Source organism: Pseudonocardia lutea (genome assembly GCF_042658055.1).
GTDB classification, from domain to species: Bacteria; Actinomycetota; Actinomycetes; order Mycobacteriales; family Pseudonocardiaceae; genus Pseudonocardia; species Pseudonocardia lutea.
Genome location: NZ_JBHSQK010000051.1, coordinates 23105 through 47008, shown reverse-complemented (window position 1 = coordinate 47008; position 23904 = coordinate 23105). Strand labels below are relative to the sequence as shown.

At 75.3% G+C, this 23904-nt stretch carries 20 protein-coding genes; 15 read left to right on the top strand and 5 right to left on the bottom strand.

Annotation, left to right across the window (positions count from 1 at the left end; translation table 11 throughout):
• Positions 1-191: 191 nt before the first annotated feature.
• The 4 genes from ACFQH9_RS20165 to ACFQH9_RS20150 all read left to right on the top strand — a co-directional run bounded on the left by ACFQH9_RS20165 (position 192) and on the right by ACFQH9_RS20150 (position 2967).
• On the top strand, positions 192-761 hold the full coding sequence (locus tag ACFQH9_RS20165) for a C40 family peptidase (protein ID WP_379567727.1): 570 nt from the start codon (positions 192-194) through the stop codon (positions 759-761).
• 81 nt (positions 762-842) lie between these two features.
• A complete protein-coding gene (locus ACFQH9_RS20160) occupies positions 843-1526 on the top strand; it encodes an SDR family oxidoreductase (protein WP_379567725.1) in 684 nt (227 codons plus the stop codon).
• 191 nt (positions 1527-1717) lie between these two features.
• Positions 1718-2494, top strand: a complete 777-nt coding sequence (locus tag ACFQH9_RS20155) for a UPF0158 family protein (protein WP_379567723.1) — start codon at positions 1718-1720, stop codon at positions 2492-2494.
• Entirely contained in the window at positions 2491-2967 is a 477-nt protein-coding gene (locus ACFQH9_RS20150; protein WP_379567721.1) for a hypothetical protein, read from the top strand. The genes ACFQH9_RS20155 and ACFQH9_RS20150 overlap by 4 nt, the downstream gene beginning before the upstream one ends.
• 54 nt (positions 2968-3021) lie before the next feature.
• Here ACFQH9_RS20150 and leuS read toward each other — a convergent pair whose 3' ends face one another.
• Positions 3022-5868: a leucine--tRNA ligase gene (leuS, locus tag ACFQH9_RS20145; RefSeq protein WP_379567719.1), complete on the bottom strand. Its 2847-nt coding sequence runs from the start codon at positions 5866-5868 to the stop codon at positions 3022-3024.
• A 786-nt stretch (positions 5869-6654) separates the two neighbouring features.
• Between leuS and ACFQH9_RS20140 the strand changes: the two genes are divergently transcribed.
• Complete coding sequence (locus tag ACFQH9_RS20140) at positions 6655-7095, top strand: SdpI family protein (RefSeq protein ID WP_379567717.1); 441 nt, start codon at positions 6655-6657, stop codon at positions 7093-7095.
• Between the two features lie 1123 nt (positions 7096-8218).
• Here the strand turns inward: ACFQH9_RS20140 and ACFQH9_RS20135 are convergent.
• Entirely contained in the window at positions 8219-8563 is a 345-nt protein-coding gene (locus ACFQH9_RS20135; protein ID WP_379567715.1) for a hypothetical protein, read from the bottom strand.
• Between the two features lie 103 nt (positions 8564-8666).
• Positions 8667-9260, bottom strand: a complete 594-nt coding sequence (locus tag ACFQH9_RS20130) for a YqgE/AlgH family protein (RefSeq protein ID WP_379567713.1) — start codon at positions 9258-9260, stop codon at positions 8667-8669.
• Positions 9261-9303: 43 nt separating this feature from the next.
• Between ACFQH9_RS20130 and ACFQH9_RS20125 the strand changes: the two genes are divergently transcribed.
• The gene (locus ACFQH9_RS20125) at positions 9304-10608 is read left to right on the top strand and encodes an MFS transporter (protein ID WP_379567711.1); all 1305 of its coding nucleotides are present in this window, start codon (positions 9304-9306) and stop codon (positions 10606-10608) included.
• 149 nt (positions 10609-10757) lie between these two features.
• Here the strand turns inward: ACFQH9_RS20125 and ACFQH9_RS20120 are convergent, their stop codons facing one another.
• A complete protein-coding gene (locus ACFQH9_RS20120) occupies positions 10758-12257 on the bottom strand; it encodes a CCA tRNA nucleotidyltransferase (protein ID WP_379567709.1) in 1500 nt (499 codons plus the stop codon).
• Between the two features lie 147 nt (positions 12258-12404).
• On the opposite strand from ACFQH9_RS20120, the gene ACFQH9_RS20115 reads away from it, so the two are divergent.
• The 8 genes from ACFQH9_RS20115 (at position 12405) to ACFQH9_RS20080 (ending at position 21432) form a co-directional block, all read left to right on the top strand.
• Entirely contained in the window at positions 12405-12899 is a 495-nt protein-coding gene (locus ACFQH9_RS20115) for an NUDIX domain-containing protein (RefSeq protein WP_037042079.1), read from the top strand.
• Positions 12896-15373: a DUF6049 family protein gene (locus ACFQH9_RS20110; RefSeq protein ID WP_379567707.1), complete on the top strand. Its 2478-nt coding sequence runs from the start codon at positions 12896-12898 to the stop codon at positions 15371-15373. Before ACFQH9_RS20115 ends, ACFQH9_RS20110 begins: the two co-directional genes overlap by 4 nt.
• A gap of 66 nt (positions 15374-15439) precedes the next feature.
• The gene (locus ACFQH9_RS20105; protein ID WP_379567706.1) at positions 15440-17188 is read left to right on the top strand and encodes a protein kinase family protein; all 1749 of its coding nucleotides are present in this window, start codon (positions 15440-15442) and stop codon (positions 17186-17188) included.
• A gap of 67 nt (positions 17189-17255) precedes the next feature.
• Positions 17256-17810, top strand: a complete 555-nt coding sequence (sigM, locus tag ACFQH9_RS20100; RefSeq protein WP_379567705.1) for an RNA polymerase sigma factor SigM — start codon at positions 17256-17258, stop codon at positions 17808-17810.
• A complete protein-coding gene (locus ACFQH9_RS20095; RefSeq protein WP_379567704.1) occupies positions 17807-18499 on the top strand; it encodes a hypothetical protein in 693 nt (230 codons plus the stop codon). Before sigM ends, ACFQH9_RS20095 begins: the two co-directional genes overlap by 4 nt.
• Positions 18500-18599: 100 nt before the next feature.
• Positions 18600-19601, top strand: a complete 1002-nt coding sequence (gene trxB / locus ACFQH9_RS20090; RefSeq protein WP_379567703.1) for a thioredoxin-disulfide reductase — start codon at positions 18600-18602, stop codon at positions 19599-19601.
• 53 nt (positions 19602-19654) lie between these two features.
• Complete coding sequence (gene trxA / locus ACFQH9_RS20085) at positions 19655-19981, top strand: thioredoxin (protein ID WP_379567702.1); 327 nt, start codon at positions 19655-19657, stop codon at positions 19979-19981.
• A 293-nt stretch (positions 19982-20274) separates the two neighbouring features.
• Positions 20275-21432 carry an N-acetylmuramoyl-L-alanine amidase gene (locus tag ACFQH9_RS20080; RefSeq protein ID WP_379567701.1) on the top strand — a complete coding sequence of 386 codons (1158 nt, stop codon included), beginning with the start codon at positions 20275-20277 and terminating at the stop codon, positions 21430-21432.
• 106 nt (positions 21433-21538) lie between these two features.
• Here ACFQH9_RS20080 and ACFQH9_RS20075 read toward each other — a convergent pair whose 3' ends face one another.
• Positions 21539-22216, bottom strand: coding sequence for a GNAT family N-acetyltransferase (locus ACFQH9_RS20075; RefSeq protein WP_379567700.1), 678 nt, complete (start codon positions 22214-22216; stop codon positions 21539-21541).
• Positions 22217-22450: 234 nt separating this feature from the next.
• Here ACFQH9_RS20075 and ACFQH9_RS20070 point away from each other — a divergent pair, with 234 nt between their 5' ends.
• The gene (locus ACFQH9_RS20070; protein WP_379567699.1) at positions 22451-23842 is read left to right on the top strand and encodes an aminotransferase-like domain-containing protein; all 1392 of its coding nucleotides are present in this window, start codon (positions 22451-22453) and stop codon (positions 23840-23842) included.
• The last annotated feature ends 62 nt before the right edge of the window (positions 23843-23904 follow it).

Sequence of the window (23904 nt, the reverse complement as noted above, 5' to 3'; positions counted from 1 at the left end):
GCGGCACCGCCCTCCACCCGGGAGGACGGGCACGGGGTCACCGCCCGGACGGGCGGGTGCACCGCCGGCCCCGGGCTCCCCACGCCTCCCCGCCGGAGTACTCCCCCCGCACCCGTCAGGCCGGATCCCCGCTCTCCCCCGAGCGGGCGCCGGCGGTCGTCGGGCGGTGCGATTCACGAGGATGCACACCGGTGCCCGAGCACAAACCTGCGCTCCTGCGTTCCACCCTGGTCGCCGCCACCGCAGCCGCGGCCGCCTTCTTCTCCCTCGCGCCCGCCTCCACCGGGGCCGGCGCCGAGGCCCCGGCCACCACCGCGGCCGCTCCCGCCGCCCCCGTCGAGGCCGCGGTGCAGACGGTCGCGTTCACCGCACCCGCGCAGGCCGTCGAGGCGGCCTCGGCCGGCCTCTCGCCCGCCGCGAAGCGCGCCTCCGCCCTGTCGGCGGCGCTCGCGCAGGTCGGCAAGCCCTACCGTTACGGGGCCGCCGGCCCGTCGGCGTTCGACTGCTCCGGCCTCACGAGCTACGCGTTCAAGAGTGCCGGGGTCTCGATCCCGCGCACCAGCCGCGCCCAGTCGACCGTGGGCACCCCGGTCTCGAAGGGCGCCCTGCAGCCCGGTGACCTGGTCTTCTTCTACAAGCCGGTGAGCCACGTGGCCCTGTACATCGGCAACGGCCAGGTCGTGCACGCGAGCACGAGCGGGCAGCCGGTGAAGATCGCCTCGCTGGACGCGATGCCGTTCAGCGGCGCACGCCGGGTCTGAGCCGCACCTCGTCCGCGCCCGGCCCGCGTCCGGTCGTCGTCCGATCCACGGGACACCGGCAGCCGATCTAGGGTGGCGACCGTGGACCCCCGGCCCCTCGCCCTCGTCACCGGTGCCTCCCGCGGGATCGGCGCCGCCGCCGCCCGTGCCCTCGCCCTCACGCACGACCTGCTGCTGGGCGGGCGCGACGCGGTGGCCCTCGAGTCCCTGGCCGCCGAACTCGGCGGCGCGCGGGCCTGGCCGGTCGAGCTGACGGACGACGGCTCCGTCGCCGCGGCCGTGGCCGGGCTCGACCTGCCGCGGCTCGACGTCCTGGTGCACTCCGCCGGCGTCGGACTCCTCGGCACGATCGAGGAGACCGAGCCGGAGACCTGGCGGCGCCAGTTCGAGGTCAACGTCGTCGCGGTGGCCGGGCTGACCCGGCTGCTGCTGCCCGCGCTGCGGGCGGCCCGTGGCGACGTCGTGCTGGTCAACTCCGGATCGGGGCTCACCGCCCGGGCCGGCTGGGGCTCCTACGCCGCCAGCAAGTTCGCGCTGCGCGCCTTCGCCGACGCGCTGCGCGCCGAGGAGCCGGACCTGCGGGTGACCTCCGTGCACCCCGGCCGCGTCGACACGGACATGCAGCGGGCCGTCGTCGCGCACGAGGGCGGGGAGTACGACGGGTCGAGGTTCCTGCGGCCCGAGAGCGTCGCCGCCGCGATCGTCACCGCGGTCGCGGCGACCGACGACGCCCACGTGCCCGAGATCGTCATCCGGCCGCGCTGATCCGGGGTCGCCGATCCGGCCGCACTCGTCCGGGCGCCGATCACGCGCCGCCGATTCCCCGGCCGCTCGACACCGGGCCGCCGATCCCGGATCGCCGATCCCGGGTCGTCGACTGCGGCGGGTCGGGTCCCCGCCGAACCGACAGGGCGAGGACGGTTCCGGCGGGCCGACGCGTGGGTAGGGTGCGTGCCATGCTCGATCCGGCGCAGGTCGATCTCGGCGAGCTGGCGAACGCGCTCGACGACCGCACCCCCGAGGTGCAGTGGTGGATCGACCCGCGCACGGGTCGGATCGTGCCGACGGTGCCCGAGGTCTACACCGGTGAGCCGGACGACTCGGAGGAGCTCGAGGAGCAGGGCTGGGTCCCGATCGAGCAGACCGGCTCGCGCGAGGGCTACCAGGACATGGCCGACTTCACCGCGGGCGTCCAGCACCGGCGGGCCGCCGAGCTGCTCGACCGCGCGCTCAACGGCCGCGGCGCCTTCCGTCGCTTCAAGAACACGCTGTTCGAGTTCCCCGAGGTGCGGGACCAGTGGTTCCGGTTCCGCGACGCCCGGTCGCGCCGGCGCGCGCTGGCCTGGCTCGCCGACGCCGGGCTCGTGGACCCGGAGAAGGCCGAGCTCGCGGCCGCCGCCTACCCGGACCCGGCGCCGGAGAACGAGGACCTGCCCGCCGCGGTCGCGACCGAGATCGCGGCGCACTACGGCGACCGCCTGCACCAGATCCTGCTGGTCGGGCCGTGGGCGAGCGGGGAGGGCTCGGTCGAGTCCGAGCTGGACCTGCTCGTGGTGCTCGAGGACCTGGAGTCGCCGTGGGCCGAGCTGCGGGCCGTCGAGTCCGTGCTGTGGCGGCACACCGAGCGCTCGGGCATCACGGTCTGCGCCTATCCGGTGACCCAGGCCCAGCTGTCCCGGCCCGAGGAGCCCTGGCTGGTCCGGGCCCGCACCGAGGCGGTGCGGCTGCGGTGACGAACGCGGAGGTGCCGGTGCCGGGGCCGCGGCCCGGCATGGCCCGGGCGCGGCGCGAGCTTGCGGCGGCCGAGCTGCTGGCCGCGAGCGGGTTCGCCGGCCAGGCGGTGGCCGCGGCGGCCCGGGCCGCGCTGGACTCCGCCCAGATGGCGCTGGCGGCCCTCGACGAGGCCCGCGACCAGTCGTCGGACGTCGTGTCGGCCTACGTCCGCCGGGTGGTCCGCGAGCGCGCCATGGACCCGGTCACCGGGCGCCTGCTCCGCTCGCTGCTCAACCGCGCGGCGCTGGCGGAGCGCTCCTGGGCGGCGGTTCCGCTCGAGGAGGCGCGGTCCGCGCTGGCCGACGCCGCGCTCGTCCTGACCGAGGTCGACGAGTGGCTCGACGACCCGGCCCGCAGCGCCCCGCCGCGGCCGGGGGCGACCCGGCGGGCCGTGCGGCCGCTCAAGCGCCGCCGGGCCTCCGACACGAGCTGAGCCACGAGGCCCGGCGGCGGGCCGGGGGACCGGCCCGCCGTGAACGGCCGAGGATCAGCGGACGACGTTCACCAGGCGGCCCGGCACCACGATCACCTTGCGCGGCTCGGCCCCGGCCAGCGCGGCGACGATCTTCTCGTCGGCCAGCGCCGCGGCTCGCACGGCCGCGTCGTCCGCGTCGGCCGGCACGGTGACGCGCGAGCGCACCTTGCCGTTGACCTGGATCGGGTACTCGACGGTGTCCTGCACGAGGTACCGCTCGTCGGCCACCGGGAAGGACTCGTAGGCCAGCGTGGCCTCGTGCCCCAGCCGCTGCCACAGCTCCTCGCTGATGTGCGGGGCCAGCGGCGCCAGCATCAGCACCAGCGGCTCCGCCACCGCCCGCGGCGCCCCGCCCGGGTAGGCCTTGGTCAGGTGGTTGTTCAGCTCGATGAGCTTCGCGGCCGCCGTGTTGTAGTGCAGCGCCGGGTAGTCCTCGCGCACGCCGGCGATCGCCTTGTGCAGGGCCCGGAGGGTGTCGACGTCGGGCTCGACGTCGGCGACCCGGGACTCGCCGGTGTTCTCGTCGACCAGGTTGCGCCACACCCGCTGCAGGAACCGCTGCGGCCCGACGACGTCCCGGGTCGACCAGGGCCGGGAGGCCTCCATCGGGCCGGTGTACATCTCGTACAGCCGGAAGGTGTCCGCGCCGTACCGGTCGCACATCTCGTCCGGCGTGACGACGTTCTTCAGGGACTTGCCCATCTTCCCGTACTCACGGTTCACGGGCTGGCCGTTCCACGTGAAACGGCCGTTCTCGTCCTCGACGACCTCCTCGGCCGGCACGTACAGGCCGCGCGAGTCGGTGTACGCGTAGGCCTGGATGTAGCCCTGGTTGAACAGCTTGCGGAAGGGCTCCTCGCTGGTCACGTACCCCAGGTCGTACAGCACCTTGTGCCAGAACCGCGAGTACAGCAGGTGCAGCACCGCGTGCTCGACGCCGCCGACGTACAGGTCCACGCCGCCCGGGTCGACCGGCGAGATCTCCGGCTCCTTGCCGATCCAGTACTTCTCGGCCTCGACGCCGGTGAACCGCTCGGAGTTCTCCGGGTCCAGGTAGCGCAGGTAGTACCAGCACGACCCCGCCCACTGCGGCATCGTGTTCGTCTCGCGGCGGTACTTCTTCGGCCCGTCGCCCAGGTCCAGCTCGACGTTCACCCAGTCGTCGGCGCGCGACAGGGGCGGCTCCGGCTCGGTGTCCGCCGCCTCGGGGTCGTAGGTCTTGGGGGAGTAGTCGTCGACGTCCGGCAGCACGACGGGGAGCTGGTCCTCCGGCAGCCCGACGGGGCCGTGCTCGTCCCACACGATCGGGAACGGCTCGCCCCAGTACCGCTGCCGGGAGAACAGCCAGTCCCGCAGCTTGTACTGGACGACGCCCTCGCCCGAGCCCTTCGCCGCCAGCCAGTCGATGATCAGGCGCTTGGCCTCGGCCACGCCCAGGCCGTTCAGGCTGATCTCCGCGTTCGCCGAGTTGATCGCGGGGCCGTCGCCGGTGAAGGCCTCGCCCTGCCAGCCCTCGCCGGGGTCGACGGTCCGCACGATCGGCAGCCCGAACGTCGTGGCGAAGTCCCAGTCCCGCTGGTCCTGCGCCGGTACCGCCATGATCGCGCCGGTGCCGTAGCCCATCAGCACGTAGTCGGCGACGAAGACCGGGACCTCCTCGCCGTTGACCGGGTTGGTGGCGTAGGCACCGGTGAAGACGCCGGTCTTCTCCTTGTTCTCCTGCCGGTCCAGCTCCGACTTCCGCGCCGCCTCGGCGCGGTAGCCGGCGACGGCCTCGACCGGGGTGGCGGCGCCACCGGTCCACCGCTCGTCCGTGCCCTCGGGCCACGCGCCCGGGGTCAGCACGTCGACCAGCGGGTGCTCGGGGGCCAGGACCATGTAGGTGGCGCCGAACAGCGTGTCCGGACGGGTGGTGAAGACCTCGATCTGCTCGCCGGCGGCGGGGAAGCGCACCCGGGCGCCCTCGGAGCGGCCGATCCAGTTCCGCTGCATCGCCTTGACCGACTCCGGCCAGTCCACCCGGTCCAGGTCGGCGGCCAGGCGGTCCGCGTACTCGGTGATCCGCATCATCCACTGCTTGAGGTTGCGGCGGAAGACGGGGTAGTTGCCCCGCTCGCTGCGGCCGTCGGCGGTGACCTCCTCGTTCGCCAGCACCGTGCCCAGGCCCGGGCACCAGTTCACCGGTGCCTCGGAGATGTAGGCCAGGCGGTAGGAGTCGATCAGCGCGCGGCGCTCGGCCTCGGCCAGCTCGGCCCAGGGACGGCCGTCCGGGGTGGGACGGGCGCCGGACTCGAGGTCGGCCCGCAGCTCGGCGATCGGGCGGGCGCGGTCGGCCTCGGTGTCGTACCAGGACTCGAAGATCTGCAGGAAGATCCACTGGGTCCAGCGGTAGAACGAGACGTCCGTGGTCGCGATGGAGCGGCGCGGGTCGTGCGCCAGGCCCAGCTGCCGCAGCTGCGCCTTGTACCGGGCGATGTTGGCCTCGGTGGTGGTGCGCGGGTGCGTGCCCGTCTGCACGGCGTACTGCTCGGCGGGCAGGCCGAACGCGTCGAAGCCCATCGGGTGCAGCACGTTGTGCCCGGTCATCCGCAGGTAGCGGCCCAGCACGTCGGTGCCGATGAAGCCGAGCGGGTGCCCGACGTGCAGCCCCGCGCCCGAGGGGTACGGGAACATGTCCATCACGTACGCCTTGGGCTTCTCCGAGCCCGGCTCGCCCGGGTTCGGCGCGTGGAACGTGCCCTCGGCCTCCCACCTGTCCTGCCAGCGGCGCTCGATCTCGCCGGCCAGGCGCGCGTCGTAGCGGTGGGGCGGGGACGCGGGAGCGTCTCCGGGCGCGATGGTGGTGCTCTCCGTGCTCATGATCCCGCTCTACCTCGAGGATGAACCGTCGCCGACGGTTCGCCGGTCGGCCTGCTCGTGCGGTCGCCGGGAGCCGCGTCGGTGACCCTCCCCGGTCGGTCCGGGAGGTGACCTCGGCGTGCGGCTCGGCGCGGCGCCGGTGAGGCCGGGCTTCCGGCGGGCCGTGGAACGCGTACCCAGGGTAACGCCGCTGGCCGACGGGCCTCGACGGGGTTGGGCGGGGGAGCCCGGCGCCCGGCTGTGGTCGGCCGTGTGGTGCCGTCGGGGGTGACGCGCTCTGTGACGCCGGGTGTGATGCCGGGTGCGATGCTGAGGACGCGGCGGGTGTGGTGGGGACGGGGTGGGTGCGCCGGGACGCGGTGGGTGCGCCGGGACACGGTGGGTGCNGGTGGGTGCGCCGGGACACGGTGGGTGCGCCGGGACACGGTGGGTGCGCCGGGACACGGTGGGTGCGCCGGGACACGGTGGGTGCGCCGAGGACACGGTGGGTGCGCCGAGGACACGGCGGTGTGCCGGGGATGCGGCGGATGCGCCGGCCGGGACGCGGCGGGTGCGACGTGGAGGACGCGGCGCGGGTGCGACACCCGGGTCCGCGGTGGGTGTGACGTTGGGCGCGCGGCGGGTGTCACGTCGGGCCGCGGCGGGAGTGACGTCGGCGGCGTGGCGGGTGTCACGTCGGGCTGCGGCAGGAGTGACGTCGGTGCGCGCGGGATGTGACGTCGGTCCGCGGCGCGGGTGATGTCGGGGGCGCGGCGGGCACCCGGAGGCCCGATCTACCCTGGTGGCGTGCCCGTGACCCTGCGCCTCGTCCTCGGTGTGCTCTTCGTCCTGATCGGTGTCGCGCTGGTCACGGTCGCCGTGCTGGGGGCACGCTCGCTGCTCCCGCGCAACCGCTGGGCCGGTGTGCGCACCGCCGCGACCCTCGAGTCGGTGCCCGCCTGGGTCTCGGCGAACCGCGTCGCCGCGCCGCCGCTGGGCGCCGCCGGGGCGATCTGCCTGTTCGCCGGGGTGGTCCTGCTGGCCGGCCCGACGGCCCCGCTCGGGTGGACCGTGACGGCGATCGGGATCGTCGGGTCGCTCGTGCTCGCGGGGATCGGCGGGGCGCTCGGCGACCGCGCCGGCCGGATCGAGACCGCCACCCGCGCCGCCGAGGCCGCGGACAGCGGCTGCACGGGCTCCTGCGCGGGCTGTGACCTGGTCGAGGGCTGCCGCCCCGCCACCCGCTGAGGCACGCTCCGGCATCTCCCGCCGGTCTCCTACGGGGATCGCACACCCCACGGGGCGTTCCACACCTCGTCGGCAGGGTGTGCGACGGAGCGACCAGGTGTGCCGCGGCGCCAGGACGGGTGCGAGAAGAGCGGCCGGGTGTGGGAGGACCGGCCGGATGGGAGAGGAGCGGCCGGATGTGAGAGGCCTGGCCGGGTCTCCACGCCTCGTCCCGGTTCGGCGACGGTCGTGGTCGGCCTGGACGGCTGCTCTGCACCGCCCAGCAGGTCCCCCGCCCGGCACCCACCCCTGGCCTCTCGTCGGCACATCCACTCGTGACCCGGGACACCTACTTCTGCCCCGGCACATGCTGCTCGGCCCCGTCGCACAGCTCCTACGCTCGCGGCACACCCGGTCGACAGGGTGTGCTGTGCACTTCCGGTGTGCCCGGCTCGCGACGTCGGTGTCGAGCCGCCGACGGATCGCCAGCGTCCGACAGGACATCGCGTCGGGGTGTCGCGCTGGCAGCAGCGGGCGACTCGATAGGACGCCGCGTCCAAGGGTCTGGGAGCGGTCGTGCTGCTCGCGAGCACGGTCGACGCCGTGCCGCCACCTGGCGGCTCAGCCGGGGCGTCGAACATCTCGCGCCGCCCGAGCTCGCACACCCGAAGAGGCGTCCCACACCCCGTCAACAGGGTGTGCGACGGAGCGATCAGGTGTGTCGCGGCGCGGGGGCGGGTGTGGGCGGACCAGCCCGGTGTGCGAGGACCGGCCCGGTGTGCGACGACCAGCCCGGTGTGCGACGACCAGCCCGGTGTGGACCAGCCCGGGTGCGACGTCAGCCGCGCGGAGACCGGTCGCGTGGAGGACGACCAGCCGCTGTGCGACGACCAGCCCGCTGTGCGACCAGCCCCGGTGCGCGACCAGCCGCCTGCGCGAGGACCAGCCCCGTATGCGGGGAGCGTCCGGGGTGTGCGGGGAGCAGCCGGGAATGGAGAGCAGTCGCGTGTCCGAGGAGCAGCCGCTGTACGCACTGGCGGCCGAGCCGGCCCTGGCGTCGTTCCCGCGCGAGCGGTCGTCCAGAACGCGCCGACGTCATAGACGTTCGTCTCAGACGGACGTATGAACCCTCGCTGGACGGACGTCAGAACGGCCGGCCGACCTGGTAGTTCCCCTCCCGGTCCAGGATCGTCACCGGGATCGACCTGATCACGGGTCCCTGCACGACCTGGCAGAACAGCACCAGGTGCGGGTAGACGACGACCTGCTGCGGGCACTGCACCGGGGCCGTGGCGAGGGGGGCCGTGGCGGGGTCGTCCGCCAGCACCGCCCGCACGTCCCGCTCCAGCTGCGCCCCGTCGACCGTGCGGGGCGGGGCGGGGGTCGGTGTGCCCGGCACGAGGACGGCGCACGAGGCAAGCAGCGGGGCGAGGACCGCCGCGGCGGCAGCCACGAGACGGACGCGGGACGGGACGCGACGGGCGGACATCCGGCCTCCTCGGTCCGAGCGGGACTCCAGGGTCCCCGTCCCGTGCCGCCGGCGGAAGGCCTCGCAGGTCACGAACGCGTTGCCACCGGCGCCGGGCCCGCGCTCAGTTCAGCCCGATCTCCACCGGGAAGGTCGAGAGCAGCGCCAGCGGCGCGCCCTGCCGGCGCAGCACCCGGCCCCAGAGGTCGGCGTGCCGCTCGGTGGTGACGTCGTCGGGCAGGCCCGGGACCACGAACCAGTCCCCGCGGGCGATCTCCCCGGCGAGCTGCCCGGAGTCCCAGCCCGAGTACCCGGCGAACACCCGCAGCCCGCGGACCCGCGACGCCACGGCCGCCGGCTCGCTGTCCAGGTCGACCAGCACGACCGGTCCGTTCACCGCGACCACGCCCTCGACGCCGTCCGCCCGCTGGCCCGGCCGCAGGCTGGCCAGGCAGAGCGCGGTGGTGCCGTCGACCGGCCCGCCGACGAACACCGTGCCGGGACCCGAGGCCAGCGAGGCCCACCGGGGGAGCACGTCGCGCACCGAGGCCTCCGACGGCCGGTTGAGCACCACCCCGAGGCTGCCGTGCTCGCGGTGCTCGACGAGGTACACGACCGTGCGGGAGAAGTTCGGATCGGTGAGGTTCGGTGCGGCCACCAGTAGGGTGCCCGGACCGACCGGTGCGGTGGCCTGCCTGCCGGCGCGGTCGTCCCTCACTCGCCCATATTCGCACCCCCTCCGCGCGACGTACGCTCCCCCCGTGTCCCTCCCGAACCCCGCTCGGCCCGTGGCCCCGATGGCGGGCGAGAAGGTCGGCGTTCGGGCGCTGCTGCGGGGTCGCGGGTTCCGCCGGTTGATGGCCTCGCGGGTCCCGGCGCAGTGGGGGGACGGGTTCTTCCAGGCCGCGCTGGGCGGCGCGGTGCTGTTCAACCCCGAGCGCCAGGCCGACCCGCTCGCGGTCGCGGCCGGGCTCGCGGTGATGCTGCTGCCGTACTCGTTCGTCGGACCCTTCGCGGGCGCGCTGCTGGACCGCTGGGACCGCCGCCGGGTGCTGCTCGCGGCGAACCTGCTGCGCGGCGTGCTGATCGGGATCGTCGCCGTGGCGGTCGGGACCGGGGTGACGGGCCCGCCGCTCTACCTCGGCGCGCTGGCCGTCGTCGGGGTGAGCCGGTTCGTCGGGGCGGGGCTGTCCGCGGCGCTGCCGCACGTCGTGGAGCCGCGCAACCTCGTCGAGGCGAACGTCGTGGCGTCCACCGCCGGGGCGGCCTCGGCCGCGCTCGGCGGGGCGATGGCGATCGGCGTCCGGGAGCTGGTCGGGGCCGCCGACGCCGGGTCCGGGGTGACGACGGCGCTCGCGACCGTCGGCTCCCTGGCCGCGGCCCTGGCCGCGGCCGGGTTCGCCCGCCGGGCCCTCGGACCGGACGGGAGGCACCCGCGCAGCAGCGCCGCCGCCGTCGCGCGCGGCTGGGTGGACGGCGCCCGGGCGGTGGTCCGGGTGCCCACGGCGAGCGCCGCCTTCTGCGCGGTCGGCGCGCACCGGCTGGCGTTCGGCCTGAGCACGCTGCTGTCGCTGCTGCTCTTCCGCTACGCCTTCCACGACGCCGGCATCTGGCGGGCCGGGCTCGCCGGCGTCGGGCAGGTCGTGGTGGCCGCCGGCGCGGGCGTCGGGGTGGCGGCGCTGGTCACGCCGTGGCTCACCCACCGCCTCGGCCGTGCGACCACGATCCGGACCGGCCTCGTCGTCGCGGCGGTGGCGCAGGTGGGGGTCGCGGCCGTCACGACGATCCCGACGGTGCTGGCCGGGGCCTTCGTGCTCAGCACCGCCGGGCAGGTGGTCAAGCTGTGCGCCGACGCGGCCATCCAGCAGGAGACCGCCGACGAGGCCCGCGGCCGGGTCTTCGCCCTGTACGACGCGTTGTTCAACACCTGCTACGTGGTCGCCGTGGCCGCGGCGGCGCTGCTCGCCCCGCCCGACGGGAACTCGCCCTGGCTGCTCGGCTCCGCCGCCCTCGTCTACCTGCTCGGGCTGGCCGCGCACGAGGCGCAGCTGCGCCGCCGCACCTGACGCGCACCAGAGATCCCTGACGCGTCAGAACCGGCACGGGGACCGCACCATGGATCCACAACGCGTCACAACCGGCGCAGGAACCGCACTATGGATCCATAACGCGTCGAAACCGGCTGGAAACCGCGTCATGGTTCCATAACGCCTGGTCAGAGGTTGTCGGCGGCCCAGGCGCGCAGCTCGGTCTCGGCGTCCTCGCGGGACAGCGGGCCCCGCTCCATCCGCAGGGCGAGCAGGTGCTTGTACGCCCTGCCGACCTGCGGGCCCGGCGGGATCCCGAGGATCGCCATGATCGCGTTGCCGTCGAGGTCCGGCCGGATGGCGTCGAGCTCCTCCTGCTTGCGCAGCTCGGCGATGCGGTCCTCGAGCGAGTCGTAGGAGCGCTGCAGGGCCGCGGCCCGGCGCCGGTTGCGGGTGGTGCAGTCGGAGCGGACGAGCTTGTGCAGCCGCTCGAGCAGCGGCCCTGCGTCGGCGACGTACCGGCGCACCGCCGAGTCCGTCCACTCGCCCTTGCCGTACCCGTGGAACCGCAGGTGCAGGTAGACGAGCTGGCTGACGTCGTCGACCACGTGCTTCGGGTAGCGCAGGTCGCGCAGCCGCTTGCGCACCATCTTCGCGCCGACCACCTCGTGGTGGTGGAAGCTCACCCGGCCGTCCGGCTCCTTGCGCCGGGTCGGCGGCTTGCCGACATCGTGCAGCAGGGCGGCGAGCCGCAGCACCAGGTCCGGCTTCCCCGGCTCCTCGCGGTCGATCGCCTGCTCCAGGACGACGAGCGAGTGCGTGTAGACGTCCTTGTGCTGCATGTGCTCGTCGATCGCGAGCCGCATCGCCGGCACCTCGGGCACCACGTACTCGGCCAGCCCGGTGTCGACCAGCAGCTCGATCCCGCGCCGCGGGTGCGCACCGAGCAGCAGCTTGGAGAACTCGGCCTGGACCCGCTCCCTGGTGATCCGGGCGAGCTCGCCGGCCATCGCCGACATCGCCGACGTCACGCGCTCGGCGGGGGTGAAGCCGAGCTGGGAGACGAACCGGGCGGCGCGCAGCATCCGCAACGGGTCGTCGGCGAACGACTCCTGCGGCGAGGCGGGGGTGTCGAGGACCCCGGCGGCCAGCGCGGCCAGCCCGCCGTACGGGTCGACGAACCGGCGGTCGCCGGGCGCGGTGTGCACCTCGACGGCCATCGCGTTCACCGTGAAGTCGCGGCGGACCAGGTCGCCCTCGAGCGAGTCGCCGAACCGCACGAGCGGCTTGCGACCGACGCGGTCGTAGGCGTCGGCCCGGAAGGTCGTGATCTCCAGCGTCTCGTCGGCGCGGCGCACGCCGACGGTTCCGAACTCGATGCCGGTGTCCCAGGTCGCGTCCGCCCAGCCGGCGACGATCCCGAGGATGCGCTCGGGCCGGGCGTCGGTGGTGAAGTCGAGGTCCGCACCGCCGCGGCGGAGCAGCGCGTCGCGGACGCTGCCGCCCACGAGGTAGAGGGTGTGCCCGGCCGCACGGAACCGGTCGCCGAGCTCGTCGGCGACGGCGGGGATGTCGAGCAGCTCCACGAGCGCATTCTCCTGGGCGCGCCGCAGCGCGTCGGGCCGGTCCGGAGCGCCTGCGGGGTCGGCCACGACGGCGGTACCGGAGGTCACGAGCGGGGAAGACACGGCGGGCCAGTGTAGGCGGCGCGCCGGCGGCCCGCCCCGGGGATCCGGACGGTGATCGACACGCTGGGCTGCCGGAGGGGGACGGCTCGTGACGGACGCGTCGCGCGGAACCCGACCGCGGGGCCCCCGGCTCGTTACCATCGCCACATGTCCTCCTCCCGCGGCCGCTCAGGGGGGCGCCGCGCGGGGAGGCCCGCCGACCGGCGCCGTCGCCTGCGGACGGTCGACGAGACCTCCGCGGGTGGCCTCGTCGTCGACCACGAGCTGGGCCGCGCGGCCGTGATCGGCCGGCTCGACCGCCGCGGCCGGCTGCTGTGGTCCCTGCCGAAGGGACACATCGAGGCCGGTGAGACCGCCGAGGAGGCGGCGGTGCGGGAGGTCGAGGAGGAGACCGGCATCATCGGCCGGGTGGTCGCACCCCTGGGCACGATCGACTTCTGGTTCGTCGCCGAGGACCGCCGGGTGCACAAGACCGTGCACCACTTCCTGATGCGGGCCCTCGGCGGCGACCTGTGCGACGACGACGTGGAGGTCGCCGAGGTCGCCTGGGTGCCGCTCGGGGAGCTGGAGGGGCGGCTGGCCTACGCCGACGAGCGGCGGCTGATCCGGCGGGCGACCGAACTGCTGGAGGAGACCGCGTGAGAACGGTCGCGGCGGCCGCCGCGATCCTCGCCCTGCTCGTGACCCTCGTCGGGACGGTGGGGACGGCGCAGGCGCAGCCGGACGCCCCGCCCGCCACCGACACCGGGCTGCGGTTCGACGTCACGGCCGCCACGCCCCGGGTCGTCACCGCGGACGGTCCCGCCGCCCTCACCCTCACCGGCACCCTCACCAACACCGGTTCGAGCCCGGTGACCGGCCTCGGCGTCCGCGTCCAGCGCAGCGACCCGCTGCGCAGCGAGGCCGCGGTGCGCGAGGCCCTGGCCGGCGACGTCGCCGCCGACGCCGTCACGCCCGCCTTCACCGACCTGCCCGACCTGGCCGCCGGCGCGTCGGCCCCGGTCACGCTGTCGGTCCCGCTGACCGGGTCGCCCGCCACGACGCTCGCCCTGGCCCGGGCCGGGGTGCACGCCCTGCTGGTCAACGTCAACGGCACGCGGGAGGGCCTGCGCGCCCGCATGGCCGCGGTCCGGATGCTGCTGCCGGTGCTCTCCCTGCCCGCGGGGGCTCCGGCCGGGTCGACCGGGCAGCCCGCCGGCCCGACCCCGATGACCCTGCTCCTCCCGATCGTCGAGCCCCCGCGGCGGCTGCCGACCGTGCCGGGCGAGCCGGTCACCCTCACCGACGACGGCCTCGCCGCCTCCTTCGCCCCGGGCGGCCGGCTCGCCGGCCTGGTCGACGCCCTGTCCGCGCGCGCCCCCGTCGGGTCGCCGCTGCGGGCCGGGGTGTGCGTGGCCGTCGACCCGGACCTCGTCGAGACCGCGGCGCAGATGGCCGACGGCTACCAGGTGCGCGCGCCCGCCGGGACGGTCGTGCCGGGCACCGGCGCCGAGGCCGCCCGGGCCTGGCTCGCCCGGCTCTCCGCGACGCTGCGCGGCGGCTGCGTGCTCGCCCTCGCCGAGAGCGACGCGGACCTGGTCGCCCTGGTCCGGTCCGGGGCGTCGGACCTGGCCCGGCGGGCGGTCGCCGACGGCCGGGAGCTGACCGGCCGGCTGCTGGGCACCCCGGTGCTGGCCGACACCGTGTGGCCGGTCGACGGCGCGCTCGACGAGGGCACCCTGGCCGACGTCGGGCAGGCCGGGGACGGGTCGTCGGCCGCGGTGCTGTCCGCCGACTCGGTCGAGCAGCCCGGGGCCGCGCAGGTCTCCGGGGTCGTCCCGCTCGCGGACCCGGCCGCGAGCGGCACCACGACGGTCGGCGTGCTCACCGACCCGCTGCTGACCCTCGCCGCCGGCGGCGGCGCGTCCTCCACCACCAGCACCAGCCCGGCCGGCGGGCCCGGGGCCCTCGGGACGCAGGACGCGCTCGGCGCGCTGGCCTTCCGGGCGCTCACCACGGGCGCCCGCGCGACCGGGCCGATGGTCCTCGCCCCGCCGCACCGCTGGGCGGTCGACGGCCGCGGGGCCGACGCCCTGCTCGACGGGGCCGGCCGGCTCGTCGCCGCGGGACTGGCCGAGCCGCGCGCGCTGGGTGCGTCGGTCGCGGCCGGGGCCCCCGCCGGCGCGGAACGGCAGCGGCTCGCCTACCCGGTGCGGATGGGGGCACAGGAGATCCCGCCGGCCGTGGTCGCCGCCGTCGCCGCGGACCGGGACGACGTCGAGCGGCTGCGGGCCGCGGCCGACTACGAGACGGGGGTCGGCGCGCCCCCGGAACAGGTCTTCGACCCGCTGCTGCGCGGGCTGCTGCGGGCGGTCTCCGGGTGGTGGCGCGGCGACCCGGCCGCGGCCCGCGCCCAGGCCGGCCTGGTCGGCACCCGGATCGACGAGCTGGTCGGCTCGGTGCGCGTGCTCGAGCCGCCGGGGCCGTTCTCCCTGGGCACGCGGGACGCGCCGGTGCCGCTGACCGTGGCCAACGGGCTGCCGATCACCATGACGGTGCGCGTCGAGCTGGCCAGCACCGCGGGACTGCGGGTCGCCCCGATCCCGGTGCAGCGCGTGCCCCCGCTCGGCCGGGTGCAGGTCCGGGTGAGCGCCGAGGTGCTGCGCGCCGGCCAGTTCACCGTCGAGGCCTCCGTCCGCACCCCGGACGGCGGGGCGCTCGGCGAACCGACCCGGCTGCAGGTGCGGTCCACGGTCTACGGCACGGTCACGATCTGGCTCACCGCGGTGGCCGGCGTGCTGCTCGTCCTGCTCGCCGCCCGCCGCATCGTCCGGCGGATCCGGGGCGACCGGTCAGGTCCGGACGGGGGAACCGGACCGGGCGGACCCGGGTCCGGACCGCCCTCCGGGCCCGTCGGCCCGCCCGTCCCGGTGCGCCCGCCGGGCGTGGCGCCGCCGACGGGATCCGGGCCCGGTGCCGTCGACACGCCCGTCAGGGGCGCGCCCGAGGGCTCCGGACCTGCGGTGCGGCCCGTCGAGCGGCCGACCGGAACGCCCGTGGGGCCCGTGGAGTTCCCGTCCGGGCTCCGGCGCGCGTCACGGCGCGGGGTGACCGCGCCGGACGGCGATCTGCCGTAGGCTGACGAGTCGGCGGCAGGGGGACACGACAGTCGCGCGGGGCGCACGGGGTGGAGGTCGCGACCGGTGAGCGGGCAGACGGAGGAGACGCCTGTGCCCGGCTCGGGCACCGGTACCGCCGCAGCCGCGCCCGTCGCCGCCGTCCCCGAGGTCCCGGGGACCACGATCCCGAGCCCGGCCGGTCCGCCGGACACCGCCGCGGTCCGTGCGTCCCGGTCCGCCCCTCCGGTCAACGGCACCTCGGTCGCGCGCGGCGGGAGCGCGGTGCGGTCCACGGCCGCGACCGGCCCCGGCACGGTCCTCGGCAACCGCTACCGGCTCGTCCTGCGGGTCGGCTCCGACCTCTCCGCCGGTGCGGAGTTCTGGCGGGCCGAGGACACGATCCTGCAGCGCGACGTCGGCGTCACCGTGCTGCGCCGGCTCCCGGCCGACGAGGCGGACGAGGACCCGGAGGGCACGGCACGGGCCGGCGAGATGATCCTCCGCGCCCTGCGCTCCGGCGGTTTCGAGCACCCGGGGTGCGCCCGCCTGCTCGACGTGCTGGCCGCCGGCTCGCCCGGCGTCCCGTCGGACGTGCTGGGCGCGGCCGTCACCGAATGGGTCGCCGACCACAGCCTGACCGAGGCCGTCGCGGGCGGGCTGATCAAGCCGCTGCGCGCGGCACGGATGGTCCAGCAGCTCGCCGCGGCCGCCGAGGAGGCGCACGGCCGGGGACTGGTCCTGGGCACCGACCACCCGCAGCGGATCCGGGTCACCGGCGACGGGCGGGCGCAGGTCGCGTTCGTGCTGCCGCGGCCCGGCCTCACGCCCGAGGACGACGTGCGCGGCCTCGGCGCCGTCCTCTACACCCTGCTGACCTCGCGCTGGCCGCTGTCCGGGTCCGACGCCGCCCGCGCCGGGCTGCCCTCCCCGGAGCGGGACGAGCACGGCGCCCCGGCGCCGCCCTCCGCGCTGCGCCCCGGCGTCCCGGTGGAGCTCGACGCGGTCTGCACGGCCGCGCTGGGCGCGCACGGCGCCGGCCCGGTCGTCGGCCGGGTGCACACGGCCGCCGCGGTGCACCGGATGATCGGCGAGGTCGTGCGGGAGGACGATCGCGCCGCGATCTTCCCGCCTGAGCACGACGGCGTGCCCGCCGAGCCCGGCGACGTCTGGCAGGCCAAGACCCGCAGGGCCGCCCCGCAGCCTCCCGACCGGCGGCGGAAGCTGCTGATCGGGCTGGGCGTGCTCGGTGCGGGCGTGCTCGTGGTGCTCGGGTACCTGGGCGTGCAGGTCGGGGCGATGTTCGGCGAGTCGCGCGGCCCGGCGATCGTGGTCGGCGACAACGCGGCGGCCGGCGCGCCCGTCCCGACCACGCCCGGCGGGCCGGCCGCCAGCGTGGCCGTGAGCGGCGTGTCGCTCGAGGTGTACGACCGCACCGGGGACCGGGACAACCCCGCGGACGTCGAGCGGGCCGTCGACGGCGACCCCGCCACGAGCTGGTCCACCTTCACCTACAAGCAGCAGCTCCCGGCGCTCAAGCCGGGCGTGGGCCTGATGGCCTCCTTCGCCTCGGTCGAGCAGCTGTCCCGGCTGAGCGTGCGCTCGCCGAGCGCCGGGACCGTCGTCGAGATCCGGTCGGCACCCTCCGCCGACGCCGAGCTCGGAGAGACCCAGCTGCTCGCCACGCAGACCCTCGGCGCCGGCACCACCACGATCTCGTTGGCCGACAGCCAGCCCACGCAGCACGTGCTGGTGTGGATCACGAAGCTCTCGGGTGGCGGGGACGCGAACGTGAGCCAGATCGACGAGCTCACCTTCTACCGCGCCGGCCTGTAGTTCGCTCCCGTGAACGGTTCCGCCGTTCCGGGCCGCGGGGGCGTGTCCCGCTCCTAGCGTCCGCCGCGTGCCCCTGCTCGACGCGCGGTCCGACCTGCAGCTGCTGGAGGCGCACCGGTCCGGCGAGCGCCGCGCGTTCGACGAGCTGGTGCGCCGGCACGGCGACCGGCTGTGGGCGGTGGCGCTGCGGGTGCTTCGCGACCCGGAGGACGCCGCGGACGTCCTGCAGGACGCGCTGGAGTCGGCGTACCGCCGCTCGGCAGGCTTCCGTGGGGAGGCGTCGGTGAGCACGTGGCTGCACCGGATCGTGGTGAACAAGTGCGTCGACCGGATCCGGTACGACCGCGCGCGCCCGCCGTCGGGGTACGGGCACATCCACCGGCTGCCGGTCGGGCGCGATCCCGCCGAGGGGGCCACCACCCGGCTCGCGGTGCTCGACGCGCTCGCACATCTTGCCGCTGACCAGCGGATACCCGTTGTTCTCGTCGATGTGATGGGATATCCGGTGGCCGAAGCGGCGGCGATCCTGCAGGTGCCGGTGGGCACCGTGAAGAGCCGCTGTGCCCGCGGCCGGGTCCGGCTCGCCGGGCTGCTCGGGCACCTGCGGGAGGAGGGCGCATGAGCGGGCCGGGGGAGTGGCAGGACGGAGGCGAGTGGCAGGACGGGAGCGGCTGGCTCACGCGGCTCGCCGAGGCGGAGGCGGGCCTGCCGGACGACGACGCGGCGACCCGCGTGATCGCGGCCTCGGGCCCGGGCAGCGGCCGGGTGCTGGCCGCGCTGGCCGCGACCCGGGCCGAGCTCGCGGCCGTGCCGCCGGTCCGGATGCCCACCGCCGTCGCGACCCGACTCGCGGCCGGGTTCGACGCGCTGGACGAGGGCGTGAGCGGCGTTCGTCGTCATAGCGACGATTACCGTTCCCGACGCCCCGGGCGCCGGTCGGAGCGGGTGCGCCGACGCCGGCCCCTGCTCCTCACCGCCCCGGCGGCGGCGCTGGTCGCGGTGGCCGTCGTCGGACCGTCCGCCGGGCCGCGGGAGGACGCCGTCGACCCTGCCTCGGCCGCCGCCCGGGTGCTCGCGCAGGGCACACTCGAGGTCGGCGCGCTGCGGGAGCCGGCGGCGCTCGCGGCCTGCCTGGCCCGGGCCGGCGCTCCCCCCGCCCGCGGGCCGCTGCTCGCCGGGCGCCCGGTCGTCGTCGAGGGGCGGCAGGGGACACTGCTCGTCCTGGGGACGGGCGTGCTCGGCCGGGTGCGTGCGGTGGTCCCGGCCGAGGGCTGTGCCGCGGTCCTGGCCGACCTCACCACGGGCGGGTGACCGGGGCCACGGCACCGCCGCGCGCGGCCCGGGCGGGGAATTCCCGTCCCTAGGATCGTGTTGAGTGGGCCGAGCGAGTCGAGCGGGAAGAGAGGCATCGGTGAGCACCGAGCAGAAGATCCACGAGCTGATCATCGTGGGCTCCGGACCGGCCGGGTACACCGCGGCGATCTACGCCGCGCGCGCCCAGCTCGCGCCCCTGGTGTTCGAGGGCACCCAGTTCGGCGGCGCCCTGATGACCACGACCGAGGTCGAGAACTTCCCCGGCTTCACCGACGGCATCATGGGCCCCGAGCTGATGGAGCAGATGCGCGGCCAGGCCAAGCGCTTCGGCGCCGACCTGCGCGCCGAGGACGTCGAGTCGCTGCGGCTCGAGGGCCCGGTCAAGGAGGTCGTGGCCAACGGGGTGACCTACCGCTCCCGCGCGGTCATCCTCGCCATGGGTGCCGCGGCCCGCTACCTGGGCGTGCCCGGCGAGCAGGAGCTGCTCGGCCGCGGTGTGTCCGCCTGTGCCACCTGTGACGGGTTCTTCTTCCGGGACAAGGACATCGCCGTGATCGGCGGGGGCGACTCCGCGATGGAGGAGGCCACCTTCCTCACCCGCTTCGGCAAGACGGTCACGATCGTGCACCGCCGCGACGAGTTCCGCGCCTCGAAGATCATGCTCGAGCGCGCGAAGAACGACCCGAAGATGCACTGGGCGACCAACAAGCAGGTCCTCGAGGTCGTCGGCGAGGGCGGGGTCACCGCGCTGCGGCTCAAGGACACGGTCACCGGCGAGGAGTCCACCCTCGAGGTGTCCGGCATGTTCGTGGCGATCGGGCACGACCCGCGCAGCGAGCTGGTGCGCGGCCAGGTCGAGCTCGACGACGAGGGCTACGTCAAGACCCAGGCCCCGACCACGTACACCAACATCCCGGGCGTGTTCGCCTGCGGCGACCTGGTCGACCACACCTACCGGCAGGCCGTCACGGCCGCCGGCTCGGGCTGTTCGGCCGCGATCGACGCCGAGCGCTGGCTGGCCGAGGAGCCGATCGAGCCCGAGATGGCCGGCGGCGGCTACGGCAGCGACGCCGAGGACGTCGCCGCCGCGCTCCGCTGACCCACCCCCTTCCTGGCAACCCTGGCGCAGTACCGAACGAGGAGAGCATCGCGATGGGCAAGAACACCGTGGACGTCACCGACGCCACGTTCGAGCAGGACGTCCTCAAGAGCGGCAAGACCGTGCTGGTCGACTTCTGGGCCACCTGGTGCGGCCCGTGCAAGATGGTCGCCCCGGTGCTCGACGAGATCGCCGGCGAGCACAAGGACAACCTGACCGTCGCGAAGCTCGACATCGACGCGAACGGCAAGACCGCGCAGCAGTACCAGGTCATGTCGATCCCGACGATGATCCTCTTCAAGGACGGCCGGCCGGTGAAGACCATCGTCGGCGCCAAGCCGAAGGCCGCGCTGCTGAGCGACCTGTCCGAGTACCTGTAAGCGCGCTCCGCAACCGCTCCGACACGGCCTGTCGCCGAACCGCAGGGCACACCCGGCGATTCGGTCGGCGGGCCGTTCGGCCGTTCGGCGCCTCCTGCCGCCGCTGGCTGCGCGGACACGCCCGTGCTCGCCCCGCTGTCCCCCGGACGGGGTGAGCCAGGGCAGAATGGTCGTCGGCCGAGAACCGGGCCGGGCACGCCGGAGGCGGCAGGTCGTGTGCCGTGTCGCCGTGTGCGGTCCCGGACCATCCAGACGCGCCCTGGCCGGCGCGACGGAGATCGAGCGAGGGGTGCATGCAGCTGCTCCGCCGCGGGGACCGCGGCCCGGCGGTCGTCGAGATCAGGACCACGCTGCGGCGGTTCGGCCTCCTGGCCGCCGCCCCGGCCCCGGCCTCCGACGACGTGTTCGACGGCGCCGTCGAGCGAGCCGTCCAGGCGTTCCAGCAGCGCCGGGGGCTGATCACCGACGGGATCGTCGGCCCGGACACCTACCGCGCGCTGCGTGAGGCCGGGTGGAAGCTCGGCGACCGGATGCTGGCGCTGATGGTGTCCGCGCCCATGAGCGGGGACGACGTCGGTCAGCTCCAGACCCGGCTGCTCGAGCTCGGCTACGACCCCGGGCGCCCCTCGGGGGTGTTCGACGAGCGCACCGAGCAGGCCCTGCGCGGTTTCCAGCGGGACTACGGGCTCACCCCGGACGGCGTGTGCGGCCCCGGCACGCTGCGCGCGCTGCGCCAGCTCGGCCGCAAGGTCGTCGGCGGTCGCCCGGGCCTGCTGCGCGAGCAGGAGCTGCTCCGCCGCGCGGGTCCGCGGATGCGGGGCAAGCGGATCGTGGTCGACCCCGGGCACGGCGGCCTCGACCGCGGTGTGCAGGTGGCGGGAGTCTGCGAGGCCGACCTGATGTGGGACCTCGCCCGCCGGCTCGTCGGCCGGATGTCCGCCACCGGCATGGAGGCGTTGCTCTCCCGCCGCGAGGACACCTGCCCGGCCGAGGCCGAGCGCGCGGCGTTCGCCAACGAGGCCAACGCCGATCTCGTGCTCTCCCTGCACTCGGACGCCAACCGCAGCATGTACGCCCAGGGCCTCGCCACGTTCCACTTCGGCAACGGCTCCGGGGCCACCTCGACGGTGGGGGAGGCGCTCGCCGGGCTCATCCAGCGCGAGCTGCTCACCCGCACCGCCATGCTCGACTGCGGCAGCCAGGCGCGGACCTGGGAGCTGCTGCGGCTGACCCGGATGCCGGCCGTGCGCGTGGAGCTCGGCTACCTCACGCACATCGGGGACCGCACGAAGCTGCTCGACCCCGGCTTCCGGGACGTCGTGGCCGAGGGCATCCTCGTGGCGGTCAAGCGGCTGTACCTGCTCGGTCAGAACGACCAGCCGACGGGCACGTTCACGTTCTCGGACGTGCTGGCCCACGAGATCGGCCGGAACCAGGCTCAGGCCATCTGAGGCCGGGAGAATCGCTCTCAGGGCCGGGAACGGCCATATTCACCTTCCCGGCCCGTCCACTTACATCTGTGTAGTTCGGTCGCTCAGCGGCCCGTACAGCGCGCCCTCAGATCGCGCGTACGCGGGTACCGGCGGGGGCCGGTACCCGGTACCCGGGCTGCGCGACGGGCGCCGCAGCCTGCATCGGGATCGTGACGGACCCGAGGAGCTGCTCGAGCGCGCGCTCGACGTCCTCCTTCCACTCGATCCCCGAGCGGAGCTCCATCCGCAGCCGGGGCCAGCGCGGGTGCGGCCGGACGGTCTTGAACCCGACGCTGCGGAGGAAGTCGGCCGGGATGATGCAGCCGGGCTCGGAGCCGGGCCGCGCCTCGCCGAACGCCTCGACGGCCTTGACGCCGCGGCGCGTCAGGTCCTTCACCACGGCCTGGGCGAGCATGCGGCCCAGGCCCTCGCCGGCGTACTCCGGCATCACCTGCAGGGTGGTGAGGAGCACGGCGTCCGCGCTCACCGGGCCGGTGGGCATCTCGGTGGCGCGGGGGACGGCGGAGGGCGGCGCGTACATGACGTAACCGGCGGGCGCGCCGCGCACGTAGACGATCTTCCCGCACGACCCCCACTCGAGCAGGATCTCCGAGACCCAGGCCTCCTTCTCGAGCTCGGTGGTGCCGAACTCCTCGGCCTGCTTGGCCAGGTGCGGCGCGAGCTCCCAGAAGACGCAGGAGCGACAACGCTTGGGGAGGTCCCCCAGGTTGTCGAGGTTGACCGCGGCGACGTGCCAGGACAACGTGCTACCTCCGGCGGTCGACCCGATCGGGTTCCGCGTGGTCGAGAGCCCCCGTGTGATCACGATGGCCGTTCGATGGTAGGTCGGCCCGGGCCCCTGCGACACCCCGGCTGCTGCGACCGGTGTCTCAGCCTCGCCGAAGGGCAGGGCGTACACCCGTCCCGGTTACACTCAGGAGCCACTTTCGCTCCCCGAGGCTGCGTGCGCGTGGCCGCCGGGCGGCGATCGGTGCCGATGTTCGCTCCGCACGCTCCGCTCAGCAGTCGATCTGGAGGATCCACCGTGACGATCCCGCCGTCCCCGCAGCAGCCCGACGTTCCCGTCGAGCGGGCGGCGGCAGCCGCGCCGGTCCCGCCCAGCGAGCGGTTCGCCGCACGGACCTCCGGGATGGTCGCCTCCGAGATCCGGGCGCTGTTCGCCGTCGCCAGCCGGCCCGAGGTCGTCTCGCTCGCCGGCGGCATGCCCAACCTCGCCGCCCTCCCGCTCGACGCGCTGTCAGCCGACGTCGGCGATCTCGTCGCCCGTGAGGGGCAGGTCGCGCTGCAGTACGGCTCCGCCCAGGGCGTGCCGGCGCTGCGCGCGCAGATCTGCGAGGTGATGCGGGAGGAGGGGATCGAGGCCGACCCGAACGACGTCGTCGTGACCGTCGGCTCGCAGATGGCGCTCGACCTCGTCACCCGGCTGTTCTGCGACCCGGGTGACGTCGTGCTGGCCGAGGGTCCCTCGTACGTCGGCGCCCTCGGCAGCTTCGCCGCCTACCAGGCGCGCGTGGTCCACGTGGCGATGGACGAGCACGGGCTCGTCCCGGAGCTGCTCGAGCAGGCGCTGCGCTCGCTCGCGGCACGGGGCGTCACCCCGAAGTTCCTCTACACGATCCCCAACTTCCACAACCCCGCCGGCGTGACCCTGGCCGTCGAGCGGCGGCAGCGGGTGCTCGACCTGTGCGCGGAGTACGGGGTGGGTGTCGTCGAGGACAACCCGTACGGGCTGCTCGGCTTCAGCGGCACGCGGTACCCGGCGCTGCGCTCGCTGGACCGCGACGTCATCTACCTCGGCTCGTTCTCCAAGACCTTCGCCTCGGGGCTGCGGGTCGGCTGGGCCCTGGTGCCGCCGGCGGTGCGGGACCGCCTGGTCCTGGCCGCGGAGTCCGCGACGCTCTGCCCGCCGAGCTTCACGCAGATGGTCGTGTCGCGGTACCTGGCGAAGCACGACTGGCGGGCGCAGGTGAAGGCCTACACCGAGCAGTACCGGGAGCGCCGGGACGCGATGCTGGCCGCGCTCGAGACGTACCTGCCCGAGGGCTGCACCTGGACGGTGCCGGACGGCGGCTTCTACGTCTGGGTCACCCTGCCCGAGGGGGTCGACGCCAAGGCGATGCTCCCGCGCGCCGTCACGGCCCGGGTGGCGTACGCGTCCGGCACCGGGTTCTACGCCGATGGTCTCGGCAGCCGGCAGCTGCGGCTCTCGTACTGCTACCCGACGCCGGAGCGCATCACGGAGGGCGTCCGCCGGCTCGCCGGGGTCATCGAGGCCGAGCTGGACGTCCGGCGCACCTTCGGTCTCCCCGCCGCGCCCGCTCCCGAGCTCCGGCGGGGGTCGCACACCCCGAGCCCCGACACGGCCTGAGGATCTCCTCCTCGACGCGCCCCGCGGACCTCGCTCCGCGGGGCGTTCGTCGTTCTCGGCCC

Bases quoted from the DNA above. Each gene is read 5' to 3' on its own strand.
- trxA (WP_379567702.1), top strand. From the start codon at position 19,655: ATGGGCAAGAACACCGTGGACGTCACCGACGCCACGTTCGAGCAGGAC.
- leuS (WP_379567719.1), bottom strand. From the start codon at position 5,868: ATGAGCACGGAGAGCACCACCATCGCGCCCGGAGACGCTCCCGCGTCC.
- ACFQH9_RS20115 (WP_037042079.1), top strand. From the start codon at position 12,405: ATGTCCTCCTCCCGCGGCCGCTCAGGGGGGCGCCGCGCGGGGAGGCCC.
- ACFQH9_RS20095 (WP_379567704.1), top strand. From the start codon at position 17,807: ATGAGCGGGCCGGGGGAGTGGCAGGACGGAGGCGAGTGGCAGGACGGG.
- ACFQH9_RS20080 (WP_379567701.1), top strand. From the start codon at position 20,275: ATGCAGCTGCTCCGCCGCGGGGACCGCGGCCCGGCGGTCGTCGAGATC.
- ACFQH9_RS20135 (WP_379567715.1), bottom strand. From the start codon at position 8,563: ATGTCCGCCCGTCGCGTCCCGTCCCGCGTCCGTCTCGTGGCTGCCGCC.
- ACFQH9_RS20155 (WP_379567723.1), top strand. From the start codon at position 1,718: ATGCTCGATCCGGCGCAGGTCGATCTCGGCGAGCTGGCGAACGCGCTC.
- ACFQH9_RS20070 (WP_379567699.1), top strand. From the start codon at position 22,451: ATGTTCGCTCCGCACGCTCCGCTCAGCAGTCGATCTGGAGGATCCACC.